This is a genomic window from Yersinia artesiana, from assembly GCF_902726545.1.
In the GTDB taxonomy this organism is placed as follows: domain Bacteria; phylum Pseudomonadota; class Gammaproteobacteria; order Enterobacterales; family Enterobacteriaceae; genus Yersinia; species Yersinia artesiana.
In genome coordinates, this window is sequence record NZ_CACVAD010000034.1 from 1 (window position 1) to 17,548 (window position 17,548).

The following is a 17,548-nucleotide window of genomic DNA, read 5'->3' on the forward strand; positions in this document are numbered from 1 at the left end:
AAACAGGATAATGTCTATAAGATGAATTAACCTACGTAATGCAGACATCAGTAAGAATCTTTTCTTGATAATCTATAATTAGAGATTAAAATCACCGAAATAGTACCTTACATAATTATTACTTTGGGCATCGGCAGTAGCGGTTCTTGTTTATCTCGTCTTGGGTAATCATTTGAAGTCGATCGATGCGAGCGAGGAGCAGTGAATTAACTCTGCGAATCCCAAGATATAACGGTTTACGGAGATAACATGACTAAATCAGTGATGATAGTTGATGACCACCCAGCAATTCGAGTTGCCATTCGTGCATTACTGTCACAAAGTAACGAATTTTCAACCATTTATGAATCAGTTGATGGCAGTGAAGCCTTAGAGACATTAAAAAACAATCCAGTCGATTTGGTTATTATTGATATTGAACTGCCGAATTTTGATGGTTTCTCATTACTGAAAAAACTACAACAGCGTGGTTTTACCGGTAAATCGTTATTTTTGTCAGCTAAGAATGAGCAGGTTTTTGCTGTTCGGGCATTACAAGCTGGCGCTAACGGTTTTATTAGCAAAAATAAAGATATTAGCGAAATTCTTTTTGCCGCGCAGAACGTATTACGCGGGTATTCTTTCTTCCCATCTGAAACCTTGACCCAATTAGCCGGGCAGCCTTCAAGTCATGACCCCGTCAATCGGGCTCGCTTGTTGTCAGAGCGAGAAATTAATGTTTTACGTTATCTGGTCAATGGTCTGTCAAATAAACAGATTGCCGACGAGATGTTTATCAGTAACAAAACTGTCAGCACCTACAAAACGCGAATCCTCACTAAATTAGGACTGAGTTCTGTAATTGAACTGGCAGATTATGCGCATACCCATAATTTGGTCTAGTCCCGTCAGGTCTGATTTACCGCGTACAGTATTATCTCTACGTCGTTGGTTTTCTTTACGCATTTTACTGTGCTGCCTGGTATTACTGAGCGGGCAACTTCATGCTGCCCTGATGACCAGTCGTCAGGGGTGTGATACCGGTCAACCGCTGACGATACACAGTATTGCGAACAGTTACAGTGAAGACTTATTACTCCCTCCAGCGACCGACGCCCGCCAATCGAGCCGGCGCACAGTAAAAGTGGGCGTGGTTATTGATGCCAATACCCCTTTTGTTGTGAACCGTGATGACAACGCCATCGAAGGTATCGTCGCGGATTATCTAAAAATCATCAGTGATGCCAGCCAACTCTCTTTCCAGATGATTGGTTATTGTGATTACGGCTTAGTATTGAATGCACTGGAAAATGGTCAGGTTGATTTAATGGCAGGCACCCCGATGCCCGCTCAACCGGGACTCATTGCTTCCCATGCATTCTTCACTAACCGGCATGTCGAGGTTCGCAGCAAGAATTGGGATCCCACCAAACGCACCCACCCGGAAACGGTAGCCATTGTCAATAACGAGCCACTTTCACCGGAATTTTTGTTTAATTATCATGCGGATAAAATAGTCGCCTATCCTAACCAGCTACAAGGGTTACTGGCCGTTGCCTATGGTAATGCCGATGTGTTTGTCGCTAATGCCACATCAGCTAACTATTTGATTGACCAATTACAACTGCTGACACTGCAAATTCGTAACTTTGCTCCTTATCACCCAGCCCCTTACACTTTCCTGGCGCTGGAAAAAAATCAAAAACTGATTAATTACATTAATCAGATTCTGGAGTTACTGCCCAGCCGTGCCACGGGTGATATTCAACAGCGCTGGTTTGGCAGCAAACATCATTATAATATTGATGCCAAATTACTTCTTACAGAACAAGAGCTTAATTGGATTCAGCATCATCCAGAGGTGACCTATGCTGCGCCATTGGATTTGGCTCCATTAATATTCCGTGATCGCCAAACCGGTGAGATGGCCGGCTTCTCTGTCGATCTCATCGACATTATTTCACGCCGTACCGGCATTAAATTTAAGCCGATTTATATCAAAGACAGCGGCGAAGGTGTGCGTGATTTTGCTGCCGGAAAGATAGATATGCTACCGATTGTCGCGGTACGCAATGGCCAATATGGTAGCAGCCTTTATTCCTCCCCCGTCGCCCAATCATTATGGGGTATCTTAACGCGAGAAGATCGCAACGATATCAACAATGTCGCGGATCTGGCGGGAAAACGAGTGGGGATACAGTCGGGCAGCACTTCCGGTGGCGTGATCAACAACACTCTTTTGGCACAAAAAATTACCTTTGTTGAAGCCCCCGATACCATGACCTTGGTACGCATGCTGCAACAAGGGAAAGTCGATGCGATTATCAAAAATATGATGACCGCTAACTATCTGTCAGCACAGAACTTTACCCCCAATATTAAAACGGTTGCTGTCACCGGCGAAGAGCCGCTGATGATGGCATTTGCCATCAGCCCGAAACTTCCTGAATTAAAAGCCATCGTTGATAAAGTCATTGAATCAATCCCACCAGAAGAACTGGACAATATCATCAGTGAATGGAGCACGTTTAAACCTAAACCCGTCAGCTTTGATGAAAGCCTACAAGACAACGAATGGCTGATGTTAACGCTGAAAATCAGTTCAGGCCTGCTGTTAGTGTTCGGTTTATACCTTGGTTATCTGGTGTTCAATAAACGCCGTCAAGCCGCGTTGTTACATGCTCGTTTGCTGCAACAAGAGTCGATTATTAATGCCCTGCCATTCGCGGTATTTATTCGCACTACCGCTGGTGAATTGGCCGTTTATAACAACCACTTTGCTGACGCGCATCAGGATAAGTTAAACGATCTACTCAACCACAATAATGAGCCAGCCAATTGGCCAATGACCAGCCCGTTAGATCGCGAAATAGATAAATATTGCCGCTTGGTATTAACCGACCGAAAACCGCAAATGGTGGATCTTTCGCTTGAGATCAACGGTGAGTTACGCGATATCTTCCTGTGGATTATTCCGCTGGATAATGCTGAGCGCAGCCTGCTCGGTGGCTGGCTGGATATCAGCCAACGCAAAACGGTTGAACGGCAATTGGAAGCGGCCCGCGTCGAAGCCGAAAGCGCCAACCGCACCAAGAGCACCTTCCTGGCGACCATTAGCCATGAGTTGCGCACACCAATGTACGCCATTATGGGATTGCTGGAGCTGGAGATACGCAGTGAACAGCCGGTAGATAAAAATACCCTGGTCACCGTTTCCAAGTCTGCTCAATCGCTGATGTTGTTGCTTGATGACATCATCGACTCGGCCAAAATCGAAGCCGGGCAACTGAGTGTTCACCCGGCTGTTGTCGATTTCCGTCAGGAAATAGAGCGGATGTTTACGATTTATCAGCCGATTGCTGATGAACGTAATCTGAGGTTCTCCGGTTGGGTGGATGATCAAATTCCTGATTTAGTCATGGTGGATATGCTGCGAGTACGGCAGGTCATGGGCAATCTATTGGGTAATGCACTGAAGTTTACCGAGCAAGGTGGGGTTTCCGTGGATATCACCTGGGAAGCCATCGATGACAAACACGGTGTACTGAATATCGATATTACTGATACCGGTATTGGCATTTCTCCTGCGGCGCAGGCCACATTATTCCAGCCATTTAGTCAGGCTAATGAGGGTAAATCTCCGCGCTTCGGGGGTTCCGGTTTGGGGTTATGGATCTGCCATCAACTGATTCATAAGATGGGTGGGGAAATTACCTTAGAAAGCCAGCTCGGAAAAGGCACCAGCCTGTTTATTACATTGCCGCTGGAAGTTGCCAGTGCCAGTGATTTGCCGCAGGAATCAGCCATTGCCGTCGCAGATGAAGCACAACTTAATCAATTGAAAAATTTGCGAATTCTGGTGGTAGATGATTTAGCCGCTAACCGTCAGTTACTTCAGCAGCAGTTAGCCTTTATCGGTATCGAACAAGTGATGAGTGCCGAGAATGGCGCGGAAGCCTGGCAGATATTGCAGCATTATAGTTTTGATGCCGTCATCACCGATTACAATATGCCATTAATGAATGGCTACGAACTGGCCGCCCATATCCGCAATAGCGACACAATGAAAGACATGATAATCATTGGTTGCACCGCAGATGCGCGAGAAGAGAGTACCACCCGTTGCAGTGACGCCGGTATGAATGACTGTATGATTAAACCTGTCACTATCGATACACTGCGTACCACCCTGCTACGTCAGGAAATTATTAGCAGTGATACGAATATGCCCTCGCGCGCGCTTGTTGGTGATGTCACAGCACAAGATAGCGTGCCGAATGTTGTTAGCAATGAACCCGCGACCCCCCTTGTTACCGCGCAGAATAAGCTAAAAAACCTCTCGGGAGGCAACACAGAAGTGGAGTTGCAGCTATTGCAATCATTGCTGGAGAGTAATGTGCAAGATACTGCGGTGCTAACACAGCAGTATTCGCGCCTCACCGTCGATGATAACACTGCTATTTCTGATGAAATTTATACAGAAATGGCCAGCCTGGTTCATCGAATCAAGGGCGGCGTACAATTGATTGATGCCCTGCCTTTGGTGGACAGTTGCATTAAATTCGAATCCCTACTGCATGCACAGGATAAATATGCCGTCATGGCATACGGTGTTAACTATCTGGCACTATTGACTGAGACGAACCAATTATTAGTCGAATTAATAGCCTCATACGCTGAAATAGGTAGTTCGCCGCCATAGAATAGGGATTGAATTAATATTATCACTGAAACTCGTCAGACATTTTGACGAGTTTTTTTATGGACTAATGATTTATATTTTATGACAGGGGCATCATTACGCACAAAAATAATACGTAATTAATTGTAATATATAGGTTTTATAATAATCATCAATTTTGGCAGTATAAGTTCCTACGGTTTTTGTAGGAAATTTCACATACAAAACAAAGACGCCTCTCATTTTGTCCCCCCTGATTTCCCCTTACACTACCACCGGTTGCGAAACCAGATAGCCAATATAAATAACGGAAGATCATATTCAGCTAAATGATCGCTCATTTTGTTGAATGTCGAAGCTTCCCGTTAATGAAAATATAAATTTAAGTGGGAATGACATGGGAAAAATACTAATGACGTTGGCGCTACTGACCCTACCAGGTCTAGCGTTGGCGGCAACCTCAAATAATACAATCAAATTTCAGGGAGAAGTTGCCGAACAGACTTGCATGGTTGATATCAATGGCACAGCCAACACCCCCGTTGTTCTGTTACCCACCGTCTCGACCAGTAACTTGAATCAAGTCAATGCCGTCGCCGGTAAAACCAATTTCACGATTAATCTCACTGGCTGCAATATCGCCATACAAGACACTAAAATCAGCTCTGTTTTTCAAGGGATGAACGTCACATCCGCAGGCAATCTGGGTAATGTGGGGACAGCACAAAATGTTGCTATTCAGTTACTTGATGCTAATGGCGCAGCTATACGTATGTCGGGTGGTAGCGTTTCCGTACCTGGAATTACGCTGGTCGCCGGTTCGACATCAGCATCACAGGATTTAGCAGCACAATATATTACAGAAGAAGGTCGTGCCACCGCAGGGAGCGTTATTGCTTCAGCTCAATATGCGATCACCTATCCCTGACTATTCGTGAAATCCGAACTGTTTCATGAATATGCTGGCCAACCGGTAACGGAGCCGATACAAACCAGAAAAACCAAGGATAAGTAAGCGCTATGACACTGACTGCCCACAACATTATCGCCTGCACATTGTTACTGCTTAGCGGCGTACCCTTATGGACGCAAGCCAGTGTTGTTATGACCGGGACACGTATCATTTATCCTGAAGGTACTCGGGAGAAGGTGTTACAGCTCAGTAATAAAGATGAGCACCCTAACCTGGTCCAATTATGGATGGATGATGGCAATAATCAGTCTTCGCCATCAAAAAGTGATGTCCCTTTCGCATTGACTCCCCAAATATTCCGGATGGAAGCTAACAGTGGGCAAGTGGTTCGCCTGTCCTATATTGAACGTAATTTACCCAAAGATCGTGAATCCGTTTTCTATCTGAATTTTTTACAAATTCCCGCTTTAAAAAAAGCAGATACACAACCTGAAAACAAGCTGGTCTTGATCGTTAATAATCGACTGAAAGTCTTTTATCGTCCCGCTGCATTAAAAGAAAACGTCGATACCTTGGGTGAAAAGATCCGCGTCACACTGGAGAGCAGCCACGGTGACAAAATCAAGATACATAACCCAACGGCTTATTACATAAGCCTGCGTGATGCCAAACTGGTCAGTGACGGTAAAACCATCTCATTTGCTACCAGCGAGATGTTTGCCCCTAACTCGACCACTGATTTAGCGCTGCCCGCCGGGGTTAAAGCCAAAAAAGGCGAATTGCTCACACTGAATGTGGTCAATGATTATGGCACTAACATCCCTTGCGATTACCATTTGTAATGTTGTCGTGATGAGAATCGTGAATGTGCCGGGCTACAGGGAAAAAACGTGAGGTTGGCTCCCTGGTTACCCTACCTGCTAACACAGGGTCTGTTGGTCAGCCATGTTGTATCAGCGGCAGATGAGAGCCAACCAGACGAATATGTGTTTGAAGATGCCCTATTGCGCGGTTCATCACTTGGCTTGGGCTCTATCTCCCGTTTTAATAAAAAAGATAGTTATGAAGCAGGCAAATACCAAGTTGATCTCTATATGAACAACAAGTTTGTCGATCGTATCGAACTGATATTTATGACCAAAGATGGCGCAGTTGTTCCCTGCTTGTCAGTGTCACAGCTGCTGCAAGCGGGCGTGAATGACGATGTGCTGGAAAACGCCAATCAGGAAGATAACTGTCTGGATTTCAAAACCCTACTGCCTGCCAGTGACTATCGCTTTGATTATGCCAAGTTGCGTTTTGATTTATCGATGCCACAACTGTATGTGAAGAATATCCCACGTGGCTATGTTGACCCACGCAATCTCACGGCAGGAGAAACCATTGGTTTTAGTAATTACAACTTAAACCAATATCATGTCGGGTATAACAAAGATGGAATTAAACGCAGTACCGACTCGACCTATCTCAGCCTAAACAATGGTATCAATGCTGGCATGTGGCGTTTTCGTCAACAAGGCTCTTTGCGCTATGACCCAACCCGAGGGATGAACTGGACATCTAACCGTTTATACAGCCAACGTGCTCTGCCCAGCATTGGCAGTGAAGTGACCGTGGGTGAGACATTCAGTTCCGGCCAGTTTTTTTCCAGTCTGGGGTTTAGCGGTATCGCACTGAGCACTGATGACCGCATGCTACCGGAATCACAACGTGGCTATGCCCCTATTGTTCGGGGGATTGCCAGAACCAATGCCAAGGTCACGGTATATCAAAATAATCGGCCAATTTATCAAAGCACCGTTTCGCCAGGAGCTTTTGAATTCAATGACTTAACCGCAACAAACTTTGGCGGTGACTTAACTGTTGAAATTCAAGAAGCCGATGGCACTCTCAGCACCTTCCAAGTGCCGTTCTCCTCGGTGCCTGAATCATTACGCCCCGGTTATTCACGCTATAGCTTCGCCGCAGGTCAGGTTCGAGATTTGGGCAGTCAGGAAATGTTCGGTGAGCTGACCTATCAACAGGGAGTGAGTAACGCTATTACGGCCAATAGCGGGATGCGGCTGGCCTCGGGATATCAGGCCGTGATGCTGGGTGGCGTTTTTACCCACTACATCGGGGCCTTAGGGCTGGATGCCACCTATTCCCATGCCAGCCTTCCGAGCGATACCAGCTCATCAGAGAATAAATCGCAAAATGGCTGGATGGCACGAGCGTCTTTCAGCCGTACCTTTGCAACCACCGACACCACGTTATCAGTGGCGGGCTACCGTTATTCAACGGAAGGTTACCGTGATTTAAGTGATGTGCTGGGCATACGGGCTGCCAGTAACGGCAAAGTATGGAGTTCAGGGACTTACCAACAGCGAAGCCGGGCTGAAATCTCGCTTAATCAGAATCTTAGTAGTTACGGTTCACTGTATCTGACCGCATCCTCGCAGGATTATCGCAATTCGCACAAGCGGGATACCCAGTTGCAATTGGGCTATGCCAATACGCTATGGCGCAATACCAGTTTTAACCTTGCCGTTTCACAACAAAAAACCGGTGGGGGGACCAACGAAACTTACTTTGTCGACCCCGGTAGCGGTATGCCGGCGGCGAACGGGGCGAATCTTCTCGCGACCAATGAAACCGTGGTGCAAATGTCTCTTTCATTCCCATTAGGTGGCAACCCTCAGGCCCCCTATGTCTCTGCCGGTGCTGTTAATAGTCGAATCAGTGGGGCCAGCTATCAAACTTCGCTGGCCGGTGTGATGGGCGACGATCAATCAGCCAGTTACAGCATGGACTTCGCCCGCAGTGAGCAATCCAAAGAAAATACCTTTAGTGGCAGCCTGCAAAAACGATTGCCGGTCACCAGCCTGAGTGGCAGTGCCTCCCTCAGTCCGGGTTACTGGCAAAGTTCAGCCAGCACGCGTGGGGCTATTGCTTTTCACCGCGGCGGGGTCACGCTGGGGCCATATCTGAGCGATACCTTTGCGTTGATTGAGGCAAAAGGGGCCAGTGGAGCCAAAGTGATGTATGGGCAAGGGGCTAAAATTGACCGCTTCGGTTATGCCCTGGTTCCGACCCTAACGCCATATCGCTACAACACCATCACCCTCGATCCCGATGGTATGGATTTCAATACTGAACTTCAGGACGGGGAGCGCCAAATTGCCCCTTATGCGGGCTCGGCAGTGAAAATCAAATTCCGCACCCTCAACGGATACCCACTCTTAATTACCGTCAAACTGGCCGATGGCAGTCAAGTGCCGATGGGCGCAGTGGTTTACACCATGCGAGCCCCAGCCAACAGCCATGACGATAATAACCGCCAGGATGAGGAAATCGGCATGGTCGGTCAGGCCAGTCAGGCTTATTTACGGGCCGAACAGGCCCGCGGATCACTTCTGCTGGTATGGGGCGATGCTGATAATGAGCGTTGCCAGCTAGATTACGATTTAGGCACGCCCAATAAAGATAAACAGCTGTATAAACTCGATGCCTTGTGTGTCGTTACCCAGCATTGAATCAGAGAGACAGTATGAATTCTATGACACGCCTTGCAATCAACTGTAACCAAGGTAAACCTCTTTTCTCACACCGTTGGCGCTGGTTTTTTTCACTCGTCTTATTGAGTCTTGCCTTGCCCGGCTATGCCCAATGTGTTTGGAAAGGCGCGAATATCGGTGGTGATAACTACGGTGCTTCATTGCAACTAGGCAATATCAATATCACCAGCAATTACATTCAACCTGTCGATTCAATTCTGGCCTCCAGCATTATCAGCCTGGTCCCTGCCCGCTTCTGGTCAGATCCCGAGGCTGTTATCTATGAGTGTGATATCGCCGATAAAGACAGCTTATTTGAAGTCTTTGCAACTAACGGCGACAGTAATGTTGGTGGCTATACCAATATGGGCGACAACTATTTTCAGACCTTTTTCCCTTATACCGCGTTAAAACTGATCCATGTTGATAGCGGCATTGAGTTCACCCGAATCTGGCAACAGGTTCCGTTGAAAAAATACGATGTGGTCGGCAATAAAATTCAGATTAAAGGTAAACATTTCAGCCAAATCCGTGCCGAACTGAAAAAGGTCGGTTCGGTGGATCGCACTCCCGGCCCTTCCAGTTGGGGATGTCCGGGGCCTGCGGCAGAGAGTTACTCCGGCAGTTATACCTGTAATCAACCTAATGGATATGTGGTGTTCAAAGGCCCCGGTATGCCAGTACCAGAAACTGGCTATGATTCAGCGACCAATTATCAGACATGGGGAACAGGCCGCTATATGGCGTTTGGTATGAATACCTCACCGGTATCCGTCCTGACGCGCAAAAACACCTGCGTGGTGCGCAACGTAACGCCGTATGTGATTTTTCCTATTATTACTGTGAATGAACTCAATGATAATCAAACACGTAGCGCAGATATTACCGTTGATATCGAATGCCAATCTGGCACCGACTCTGGCGTTAATAGTGGACAAACCGCGCTCGGCATTCAGACCTCACTACCCGGCTATCTGATTGCTCAAGGCTTAGGATTGGTCAATTCTGCGGGCGGTGTCAGTTATTTGCTTTCCGACCACTATGGCACAGACAAAGGTATTGCCACTGGTGTTGGGATCAGTCTTAGTGACAGCAGCGGCAGAGCGATGAATTTTGTTGGCTGGGGGGGATGTGTCAGCAACTGTATTTCCACGACCAGTGCAGGTTGGTATCCGGTTCTCACCGGGGCTAATGCTAATGGCAGTAATGCTGCGGGTTTCAACAACTATTCGCACCACTTCACTGCCACATTAAAAAAACTACCGAATGGCACGCCAACCGCCGGTAAAATTGACTCTACGGCTTATGTTTTGGTGAAAATACAATGAGATACTTCTACCTGTTTCTACTGATATTCAACATCAATCAAGCTGCTCACGCGGGCCTTGTTGCAAGCTCAACCCGGATGATTTATCAACCCGAGTCACGCGAGCGTACATTGATACTGGCGAATACCAATGATTACCCCGTTGTGGTGCAGACTTGGGTTGACGATGGCGACGTGGATAGCACACCGGACCAGGCCGAAGCGCCGTTTATGGTATTACCGGCGGTCTTTAAAATGCAGCCCGGTGCCGCGCAAGCGCTGCGTATTATTAATAAAGGTGACAATCTACCCACCGATCGAGAGTCCGTTTATTGGCTTAATCTCTATGAAATTCCACCTAAAACACGACGCAACGCCGATGCTCATGCTCAAGTGGCGATGGCAATGAACACGCAGATGAAAATTTTTTACCGGCCCAATGGATTAGCGCTCAAACCAGATGAAGCGGTGAAAAAGATCAGTTTTACGCTACAAAAACAAAATAAAGAATACGTTCTCACCATTCATAACCCTACGCCATATCATGTTTCATTCGGCCAGATACAGCTCAAAAGTCAGCAACAAAACCATATCATCGCGCAACAGATGAACATGATGATCACCCCGTTTGCAGAGCGACAGTATCAATTTGAACATCCCCCCGCCTCACTCAATGGCAAACTGACCTTGGAGTATATTTATTTTGATGATGCCGGTAATCAGGTCAAAAACAGCCAGTTAGTTAAAGTGACGCCGTAACACATCGTGATAAATCTGGATAAAAATCAGATAAAAATAGCGAAAAAAACAAACAAGTTTGCTGAAAAACAAGCCAATAAGCTCATTCTCTCAGCAAACGCGCGTTTTTAGTGTTTTTCTACTTTGACAAACGTCACCACCCCCGCTATTATTCGCCTCGTTCACACGATTCCTCTGTAGTTCAGTCGGTAGAACGGCGGACTGTTAATCCGTATGTCACTGGTTCGAGTCCAGTCAGAGGAGCCATATTAGAGAAACCCGCTTAGGCAACTAAGCGGGTTTTTTGCTTTTGTTTTTTTGATAAGTGGTTAAGTGCAGGCTTAGTGACATGTTAAGTTCGGTTACCATTAACGATTTCAACCCGGCCCATCACTCCCTGCTGCCAACAGTGGCACCACCACGTCGCTGATCGGCGTAGGAATACCTTGTAAACGACCATAACGCTGTATCACGCCGTTACGGATATCCCACTCCAGTGGGCGGTTGGCCTGACGGTCGGCGAGAATGGAAGTGCCCAGATCCGCAGGGGCATGATGAAAGCCGTCAACGATCTCCTGCGGAACGTTATCACTCAATACGGCACCTTCCGCTCGCGCTACCGTCAAACACTCGCGCAGATATGCCAGTGCCAATTCAGTGATATCCACACGTGAGAACATCCCGGCACGACGATTAGCCAGTACCATCAGACCTGCGACCGCATTCTGCAACAATTTGCGCCAGGCGATGGAGAGAAAATCAGCTGACAGCTCAACCGCGCAGCTAGTGCCGCTGAGCACATCAGCTACCCGTTTTGCCTGCGGCACATCCGGCAGTGTCAGGCGGGGTTTAGCGCGCAACCAGACTGAAGCATCCGGCTCACGCTGTGCCGGAAACCACACGACCGAAGGTAGTACCTTTGCCCCCTTGACCAAGGGTTCCAACCGCGCTTTCTGTTCAACGCCATTTTGCAGCGCACATACTACCGTGTTTTCATCGCACAGCGCGGCCAGCCAGTTAGCGCTATCAGCGATCTGGGTGGTTTTCACTGCCAGAAACACCAGATCGAACGGATGGCTGATAGCCGCCGGATGACTCAATACCGGACCTGGCACTACAATTTCACCGTCATCGTGACGCAGAACCAACTGCGAATGTGCGGTGCGCCCGCAAAGGACTGGCGTGCGGCCAACTTCATGCAGTACAGCGGCGATGGTGGTACCGATAGCCCCCGGACCAATAAGAGCAATCGTAGGATGGTCAGACATTTCACATTCTCCTGATTTGATTAACCCATCATCAGTGCGCCGGTGACAATTACCGTGCACGCCGCATTGTTCTCAACGGTAACGTTTCGCCGAGAAACAGATATATTAAGATGAAAGATAACGGTATTGCCCTGACAACTATAGGCATAGCTATTCGTTATTCCACGACTGTATCACCAGCTATTCACAAGATAAGTCACACAAAGGCTCAGGGGAACCTGAGCGGGCTTTTTACTTCTGCTGCGGAAAAAGTATCGTGAATACCCCTCCGCTCACATATTTATATGAATGACTCGTTAATCAAATACTCAGTAAGTGAAGCTTAGCAGGGTAACCTATACTCTATAACACCAGGTTTCTCTGCTATCCAGTCATAAAGGCGCTGCGCTGTTAGGTTTTGCCGCACATTCCCCATCAGAAATTGTTGAGGGTATCAAGAAGCTGGCTCAAATATTGACTCAATAATATTAAGTGCCCCGATTCTACCTCGATGGCAAAGAGATCCGCATACCTTCTCAGTATTCCTACCGGCGAAACCGTATCTCAAAAGCGATTTTTTTGCATTTCAGATACGATGAACACGGACCTCTCATGTTCCTGTCAGCGCTCATGGGTTAATGGCTGATTACGATTTTCCCCACATGCTGGCGTGAATCAAAGTGCCGCCAGGCCTGTTTAGCGTCAGCAAACGGGAAGGCACTATCAATGACTGGCATGATTTGATGTTGTACCAGCACGCGGTTCATCTGTTCAAAATCCTCACGTGAGCCGACATTTATCACCCGAAAGCGTGCTGCACTGTTAAACAAGCTGAAAAAATCGATTGCTACGGCATCGTGAGCTACAAATCCGATCAGCGCCAGCTCGCCGCCAATACAGATCGAGCGAATGGACTGATTCAACGTGCCCGGCCCGCCGACTTCGACTACTCGATTCACCCCAAGCCCTGCCGTCAGGCGCAGCACTTCATGGCTCCATTCAGGGTGTTGAACATAGCTGATAACCTCATCGGCACCCAGCGCTTTCAATTGTGCAGCTTTAGTTTCGCTGGACGTCGTGGCAATGACCCGCGCCCCCATGGCTTTTGCCAGTTGGATAGCAAACAGCGAAACGCCACCAGACCCCAGAGTTAACACGGTCTCACCCGCTTTAACTGGCCGGTCACCATTAAGTGCCGACCACGCAGTGACTGCGGCACAGGGAAGCGTTGCGCCCTGCTCAAAACTGAGATAATCAGGTAACGCTAGCAGTGACTCTTCGCTAACCACTTTATATTCCGTCAGCCAACCATCGCGATCACTGCCGTAAAGTTCAGCACGCCCTGAAGCCTGAAAAGCACCGCCAAACCAGCGCGGCATAAAGGTATTCACTACCCGATCGCCCACCTTGAAGCGCTCGACACGCTGACCAATTTGGATAACCTCACCGGCCGCATCGGATAGTGGGATATGCCCAGGGTGAGACGGCAAGGTGTATTGCCCATTCATAATGGCCAGGTCGCGATAATTGAGTGACGTGGCGCGTATTCGAACTAACACTTCTCGCGCCTCTGGTACCGGCATCTCTTCCTGACAAAGCGCTAAGTGGTCAAGATGACCAAATTGTTTGAAACGATAACTCTGCATAGTGGTATTTCCTATCGTGATAAATGTAATGCTGGACGCACGGTAAATTGCGATGCGTTTTCTGGTCACTCTTGCGGTAGAAGAGAGCGGCAAAGCAACGATTAAGAAATTCTAGAAAAGGCTGATTAATGAAACTAGATTGATAAATTGAATCTTAAATTCCAAATATGAAACTATGCTGGATGAATTAGCGCTTTTTGTGAGTATTGTAGAAATGGGAAGTTTGCGGGCGGCGGCGGAAAAAGCCGCGATTCCACCGTCGACCCTAACGCGCCGCTTGCAGAAGCTGGAACAACATCTGGGTTGCCGCCTGCTGCACCGCAGCGCACGGCGCATGACTCCGACCAGTGAAGGCTGGCAATACTACGAACAGTGTCGCCCGCTGGTGCACTCTTTACAGCAAGCAACAGCGAAACTCGATATTACGCTTCATCAGGTCAGCGGCCTGATCCGAGTGTTGGCACCGGCAGATTTAGCTAATGACAATCTGGCCCCCGCCTGGATGTCATTTTTGACGCGATACCCACAAGTCCAGCTTGAGCTGGAACTGAACAATTACACACAAGATTTGATTGGTAGTGGCGCTGATGTAGCGATCCGCGTAGGTGCTCAGCCAGATTCATTACTCAATATGCGGAAACTGGGGCAAAGTAAGGAAATAGTGTTGGTCGCCTCGCCTGATTATCTCGCAAAGCGCGGCATACCTGAATCCTTGGATGAACTACGATTATGTGATTTGGTAGTCAGCGCACCGTTATCGAACTGGGCACTGCAACACCGCCAAAGCGGGGAAACCGTGCGCTGGCAGCCACAGGGGAAATTTTGTGTTAACGGCGTTTATCTGGCGCTACAAGCAGCACAGGCAGGATTAGGTATCCTGTTTTGCCCAATCAGTTTGTGTCATAACTCACTACGGCGCGGCGAACTGATTCAGGTATTACCCGAATGGCAAGGTGCCTCGCGCGAAATTTACGCCGTATGGTCGCAGCAACGCTATGTTCCTGCCAGAGTGAGGGCTTTAATTGAGCATCTGGCAGATTTTTGTCAGCAAGATCCACTGTTGATAATGTGAAAGATAAATATCGGCATGCTTAATGAAACCAACCGGGTAACCCTTTCCGACCAAACTCACTAACCGGAAAAGGCTACGACAAGAAGATGATGCTCGGTATTACCGATTTAAGGTTTTCTTTGAGTCCAACGCACTGTGAATAGCCGCTTCCAATTCGTTAGCTTCAAATTTCGCTACATAGGCGTCAGCACCCACTTTACGCACGTGGTCTTCGTTTGCGCTACCCGATAATGAGGAGTGGATAATCACCGGAATATTCTTCAGGAATTCATCCCGCTTAATATTCAGTGTCAGAGTAAAGCCATCCATCTCCGGCATTTCTAAATCGGTTAATACAAATGAAATTTTATCCGAAACCGGACGGCCTTCCGCTCTTGCTTCATCAGCTATCTTCTTGATTTTATTCCACGCTTCCAAACCGGTGATATGCATAGCGGCAGGAATATCCATCATCTTCAAGGCTTGTTCCAGCATGGAGCGCGCGACTTTTGAGTCTTCTGCCACAATTGCAACCGCCCCCGGTTTCAAATCAAAGGCTTTGGTCTTCTCACTATCAATTTGAACATTGCGGTTAGCCGGAATAATGTCATATAAAATCTGCTCAACATCCAAGACCAGCGCCAGGCGATTACTGGCTTTATCGTTGTCGAGACGCGCAATACTGGTAATATTACGGCTCTTGACACCCGCATCAGCCGCCAGTACCTGACTCCATTCCAAACGGACAATATCGTCAACAGATTCCACCGCAAATGCCTGTGTGCTACGGGCATATTCAGTGACCAACAGAATATTCAACCCAGTTTTGGGTACACAGCCGACAATCGCCGGAAGATCAATCACAGGAATGATTTCCCCACGAATATTCGCCATGCCCATCATCGGCGAAGCCATGCCTGCCGCTTTGGTTAAGGTTGGCATCGGGACTATTTCACGTAATTTAAACACGTTAATGCCGTACAGCTCCGATTGTTGCTCCTCTTGGGATTCCCCCAAACGGAACAGCAACAGCTCAAATCTGTTGGAGGAGGTGAGATTTGTTCTCTCCTCTATCTCTTTTTGAAAATTATCCATACTTCCCCGATACCTTTTGCCAATGGAGGAACTTATCTCCTTATCATTATCGGCAATAGGCTGAGAATGCTTAATAATTCGGCTTAAGAATAATTCTTTAACCATTTATTGGATGCCAATCTGCTGTTAGGCTGCTGGCTAGAGTGATTTTATTATTCAGCCCGATTAAGGAACAACTATGTCCGTGAGTTCGCCTGGATCAATACGCCCAGAGCATCTGCCGAGAAGAGTTAATGCTGCCATTGATCAGGCGCTCGCTGAGCAACGTCTGGTGGGCGCGGTCGTCATTATCGCCCTTAACGGTGAGATACATTTCTGCCGCGCGGCAGGATTAGCTGAGCGCGAAACTGCGCGCCCGATGACGGTTGACACGATATTCCGCCTGGCATCTATCAGTAAACCCATTGTTTCCACTGCGGCGATGGTCTTGGTTGCACAAGGCAAACTTGAGCTTGATGGCAATATTCGTCGCTGGCTGCCGGACTTTCAGCCACGGCTCGCACAGGGGGAATTAGCGGATATTACTGTGCGTCAATTACTCAGTCATACTGCCGGTTTGGGCTATCGCTTTTCTGAAGCCGATGACAATGGCCCCTATGCCCGCGCCGGGGTATCCGATGGTATGGATAAATCAGAAATAACCTTGCATGAGAATTTGCGTCGATTAGCGACGGTACCACTGCACTTCGCTCCGGGAACATCCTGGCGTTATTCTCTGGCGATTGATGTGATTGGCGCGCTTATCGAGCAAGTCTGCGGGCAGCCGTTGAATCAAGCCATTCGTGCGTTAGTGACCGGGCCATTGCAGATGAATGATACTGATTTTTTCACCCGCGATATCGGCCGTTTAGCCACGCCCTATGTTAATGACCTCCCTGCACCGCGACGGCTACAAGAAGGTGAATGCGTTGCTTTTACACCCGAGGAAATTGGCGTGCGGTTTTCTCCCGCCCGCGCGCTCAATGCACAATCGTACCCTTCGGGTGGTGCGGGCATGGTGGGGAGCGCCAGTGACCTGTTACGTTTATTAGAAACACTGCGTCAAGGTGGCGCACCGCTACTTCCTGCCGCACTAGTTGATGAAATGGGACGAGATCAAACGGGCGGCATTCCCCTACCCGATGCGCCTGGCATCGGTTTTGGTTTAGGGTTTTCCGTACTGCGAAATCCACTTGAAGCGGCTTCACCAGAATCTATCGGCACCTGGAGTTGGGGCGGGGTTTATGGGCATTCATGGTTTGTCGACCCGCTGCAGAAGTTAACTGTGGTGGCACTCACCAATACTTCATATGAGGGGATGTCCGGGCAATTTGTCAATGACCTGCGCGATGCAATTTATGCTTCCCGATAAAACGA

12 protein-coding genes, 1 tRNA gene and 1 pseudogene are annotated in these 17,548 nt (G+C 48.0%); 10 read left to right on the forward strand and 4 right to left on the reverse strand.

Annotated features, from left to right (window positions below; translation table 11 throughout):
• The first annotated feature begins 249 nt into the window (after nucleotides 1-249).
• From HU019_RS12825 to HU019_RS12860, 8 genes are all read left to right on the forward strand, one after another.
• Nucleotides 250-882 (forward strand): response regulator transcription factor, encoded by a 633-nt coding sequence (locus tag HU019_RS12825; protein WP_004391176.1) that lies wholly within the window; start codon nucleotides 250-252, stop codon nucleotides 880-882.
• Nucleotides 857-4,681, forward strand: a complete 3,825-nt coding sequence (locus HU019_RS12830) for an ATP-binding protein (RefSeq protein WP_174847279.1) — start codon at nucleotides 857-859, stop codon at nucleotides 4,679-4,681. The genes HU019_RS12825 and HU019_RS12830 overlap by 26 nt, the downstream gene beginning before the upstream one ends.
• A gap of 376 nt (nucleotides 4,682-5,057) precedes the next feature.
• Nucleotides 5,058-5,588, forward strand: coding sequence for a fimbrial protein (locus tag HU019_RS12835; protein WP_174847280.1), 531 nt, complete (start codon nucleotides 5,058-5,060; stop codon nucleotides 5,586-5,588).
• A gap of 92 nt (nucleotides 5,589-5,680) precedes the next feature.
• Complete coding sequence (locus tag HU019_RS12840; protein ID WP_174847281.1) at nucleotides 5,681-6,415, forward strand: fimbrial biogenesis chaperone; 735 nt, start codon at nucleotides 5,681-5,683, stop codon at nucleotides 6,413-6,415.
• Nucleotides 6,416-6,463: 48 nt separating this feature from the next.
• Nucleotides 6,464-9,088: a fimbria/pilus outer membrane usher protein gene (locus HU019_RS12845; protein WP_174847282.1), complete on the forward strand. Its 2,625-nt coding sequence runs from the start codon at nucleotides 6,464-6,466 to the stop codon at nucleotides 9,086-9,088.
• A 14-nt stretch (nucleotides 9,089-9,102) separates the two neighbouring features.
• Complete coding sequence (locus HU019_RS12850; RefSeq protein WP_174847283.1) at nucleotides 9,103-10,437, forward strand: fimbrial protein; 1,335 nt, start codon at nucleotides 9,103-9,105, stop codon at nucleotides 10,435-10,437.
• A complete protein-coding gene (locus HU019_RS12855; protein WP_174847284.1) occupies nucleotides 10,434-11,174 on the forward strand; it encodes a fimbrial biogenesis chaperone in 741 nt (246 codons plus the stop codon). The genes HU019_RS12850 and HU019_RS12855 overlap by 4 nt, the downstream gene beginning before the upstream one ends.
• A gap of 170 nt (nucleotides 11,175-11,344) precedes the next feature.
• Nucleotides 11,345-11,420 (forward strand) — tRNA-Asn (locus HU019_RS12860).
• 110 nt (nucleotides 11,421-11,530) lie between these two features.
• Here HU019_RS12860 and HU019_RS12865 read toward each other — a convergent pair.
• The 3 genes and pseudogenes from HU019_RS12865 to HU019_RS12870 all read right to left on the reverse strand — a co-directional run bounded on the left by HU019_RS12865 (nucleotide 11,531) and on the right by HU019_RS12870 (nucleotide 14,046).
• Nucleotides 11,531-12,421 (reverse strand): oxidoreductase, encoded by an 891-nt coding sequence (locus tag HU019_RS12865; RefSeq protein WP_174847285.1) that lies wholly within the window; start codon nucleotides 12,419-12,421, stop codon nucleotides 11,531-11,533.
• 322 nt (nucleotides 12,422-12,743) lie between these two features.
• Nucleotides 12,744-12,821 (reverse strand): annotated as a pseudogene (locus HU019_RS20525) (GNAT family N-acetyltransferase); the annotation flags it as partial.
• A 214-nt stretch (nucleotides 12,822-13,035) separates the two neighbouring features.
• Nucleotides 13,036-14,046: a zinc-dependent alcohol dehydrogenase family protein gene (locus tag HU019_RS12870; protein ID WP_174847286.1), complete on the reverse strand. Its 1,011-nt coding sequence runs from the start codon at nucleotides 14,044-14,046 to the stop codon at nucleotides 13,036-13,038.
• Between the two features lie 175 nt (nucleotides 14,047-14,221).
• On the opposite strand from HU019_RS12870, the gene HU019_RS12875 reads away from it, so the two are divergent.
• Nucleotides 14,222-15,118: a LysR family transcriptional regulator gene (locus HU019_RS12875; protein WP_174847287.1), complete on the forward strand. Its 897-nt coding sequence runs from the start codon at nucleotides 14,222-14,224 to the stop codon at nucleotides 15,116-15,118.
• 99 nt (nucleotides 15,119-15,217) lie between these two features.
• On the opposite strand, the gene HU019_RS12880 is transcribed toward HU019_RS12875, so the two are convergent.
• The gene (locus tag HU019_RS12880) at nucleotides 15,218-16,192 is read right to left on the reverse strand and encodes a chemotaxis protein (protein WP_174847288.1); all 975 of its coding nucleotides are present in this window, start codon (nucleotides 16,190-16,192) and stop codon (nucleotides 15,218-15,220) included.
• Nucleotides 16,193-16,370: 178 nt separating this feature from the next.
• Here HU019_RS12880 and HU019_RS12885 point away from each other — a divergent pair, with 178 nt between their 5' ends.
• A complete protein-coding gene (locus tag HU019_RS12885; RefSeq protein WP_174847289.1) occupies nucleotides 16,371-17,543 on the forward strand; it encodes a serine hydrolase domain-containing protein in 1,173 nt (390 codons plus the stop codon).
• Nucleotides 17,544-17,548 lie beyond the last annotated feature (5 nt).

Excerpts from the sequence above, each read along its gene's own strand:
- HU019_RS12835 (WP_174847280.1), top strand. The coding sequence starts at position 5,058 with ATGGGAAAAATACTAATGACGTTGGCGCTACTGACCCTACCAGGTCTA.
- HU019_RS12855 (WP_174847284.1), top strand. The coding sequence starts at position 10,434 with ATGAGATACTTCTACCTGTTTCTACTGATATTCAACATCAATCAAGCT.
- HU019_RS12850 (WP_174847283.1), top strand. The coding sequence starts at position 9,103 with ATGAATTCTATGACACGCCTTGCAATCAACTGTAACCAAGGTAAACCT.
- HU019_RS12825 (WP_004391176.1), top strand. The coding sequence starts at position 250 with ATGACTAAATCAGTGATGATAGTTGATGACCACCCAGCAATTCGAGTT.
- HU019_RS12870 (WP_174847286.1), bottom strand. The coding sequence starts at position 14,046 with ATGCAGAGTTATCGTTTCAAACAATTTGGTCATCTTGACCACTTAGCG.
- HU019_RS12885 (WP_174847289.1), top strand. The coding sequence starts at position 16,371 with ATGTCCGTGAGTTCGCCTGGATCAATACGCCCAGAGCATCTGCCGAGA.
- HU019_RS12880 (WP_174847288.1), bottom strand. The coding sequence starts at position 16,192 with ATGGATAATTTTCAAAAAGAGATAGAGGAGAGAACAAATCTCACCTCC.
- HU019_RS12830 (WP_174847279.1), top strand. The coding sequence starts at position 857 with ATGCGCATACCCATAATTTGGTCTAGTCCCGTCAGGTCTGATTTACCG.
- HU019_RS12865 (WP_174847285.1), bottom strand. The coding sequence starts at position 12,421 with ATGTCTGACCATCCTACGATTGCTCTTATTGGTCCGGGGGCTATCGGT.
- HU019_RS12875 (WP_174847287.1), top strand. The coding sequence starts at position 14,222 with ATGCTGGATGAATTAGCGCTTTTTGTGAGTATTGTAGAAATGGGAAGT.
- HU019_RS12840 (WP_174847281.1), top strand. The coding sequence starts at position 5,681 with ATGACACTGACTGCCCACAACATTATCGCCTGCACATTGTTACTGCTT.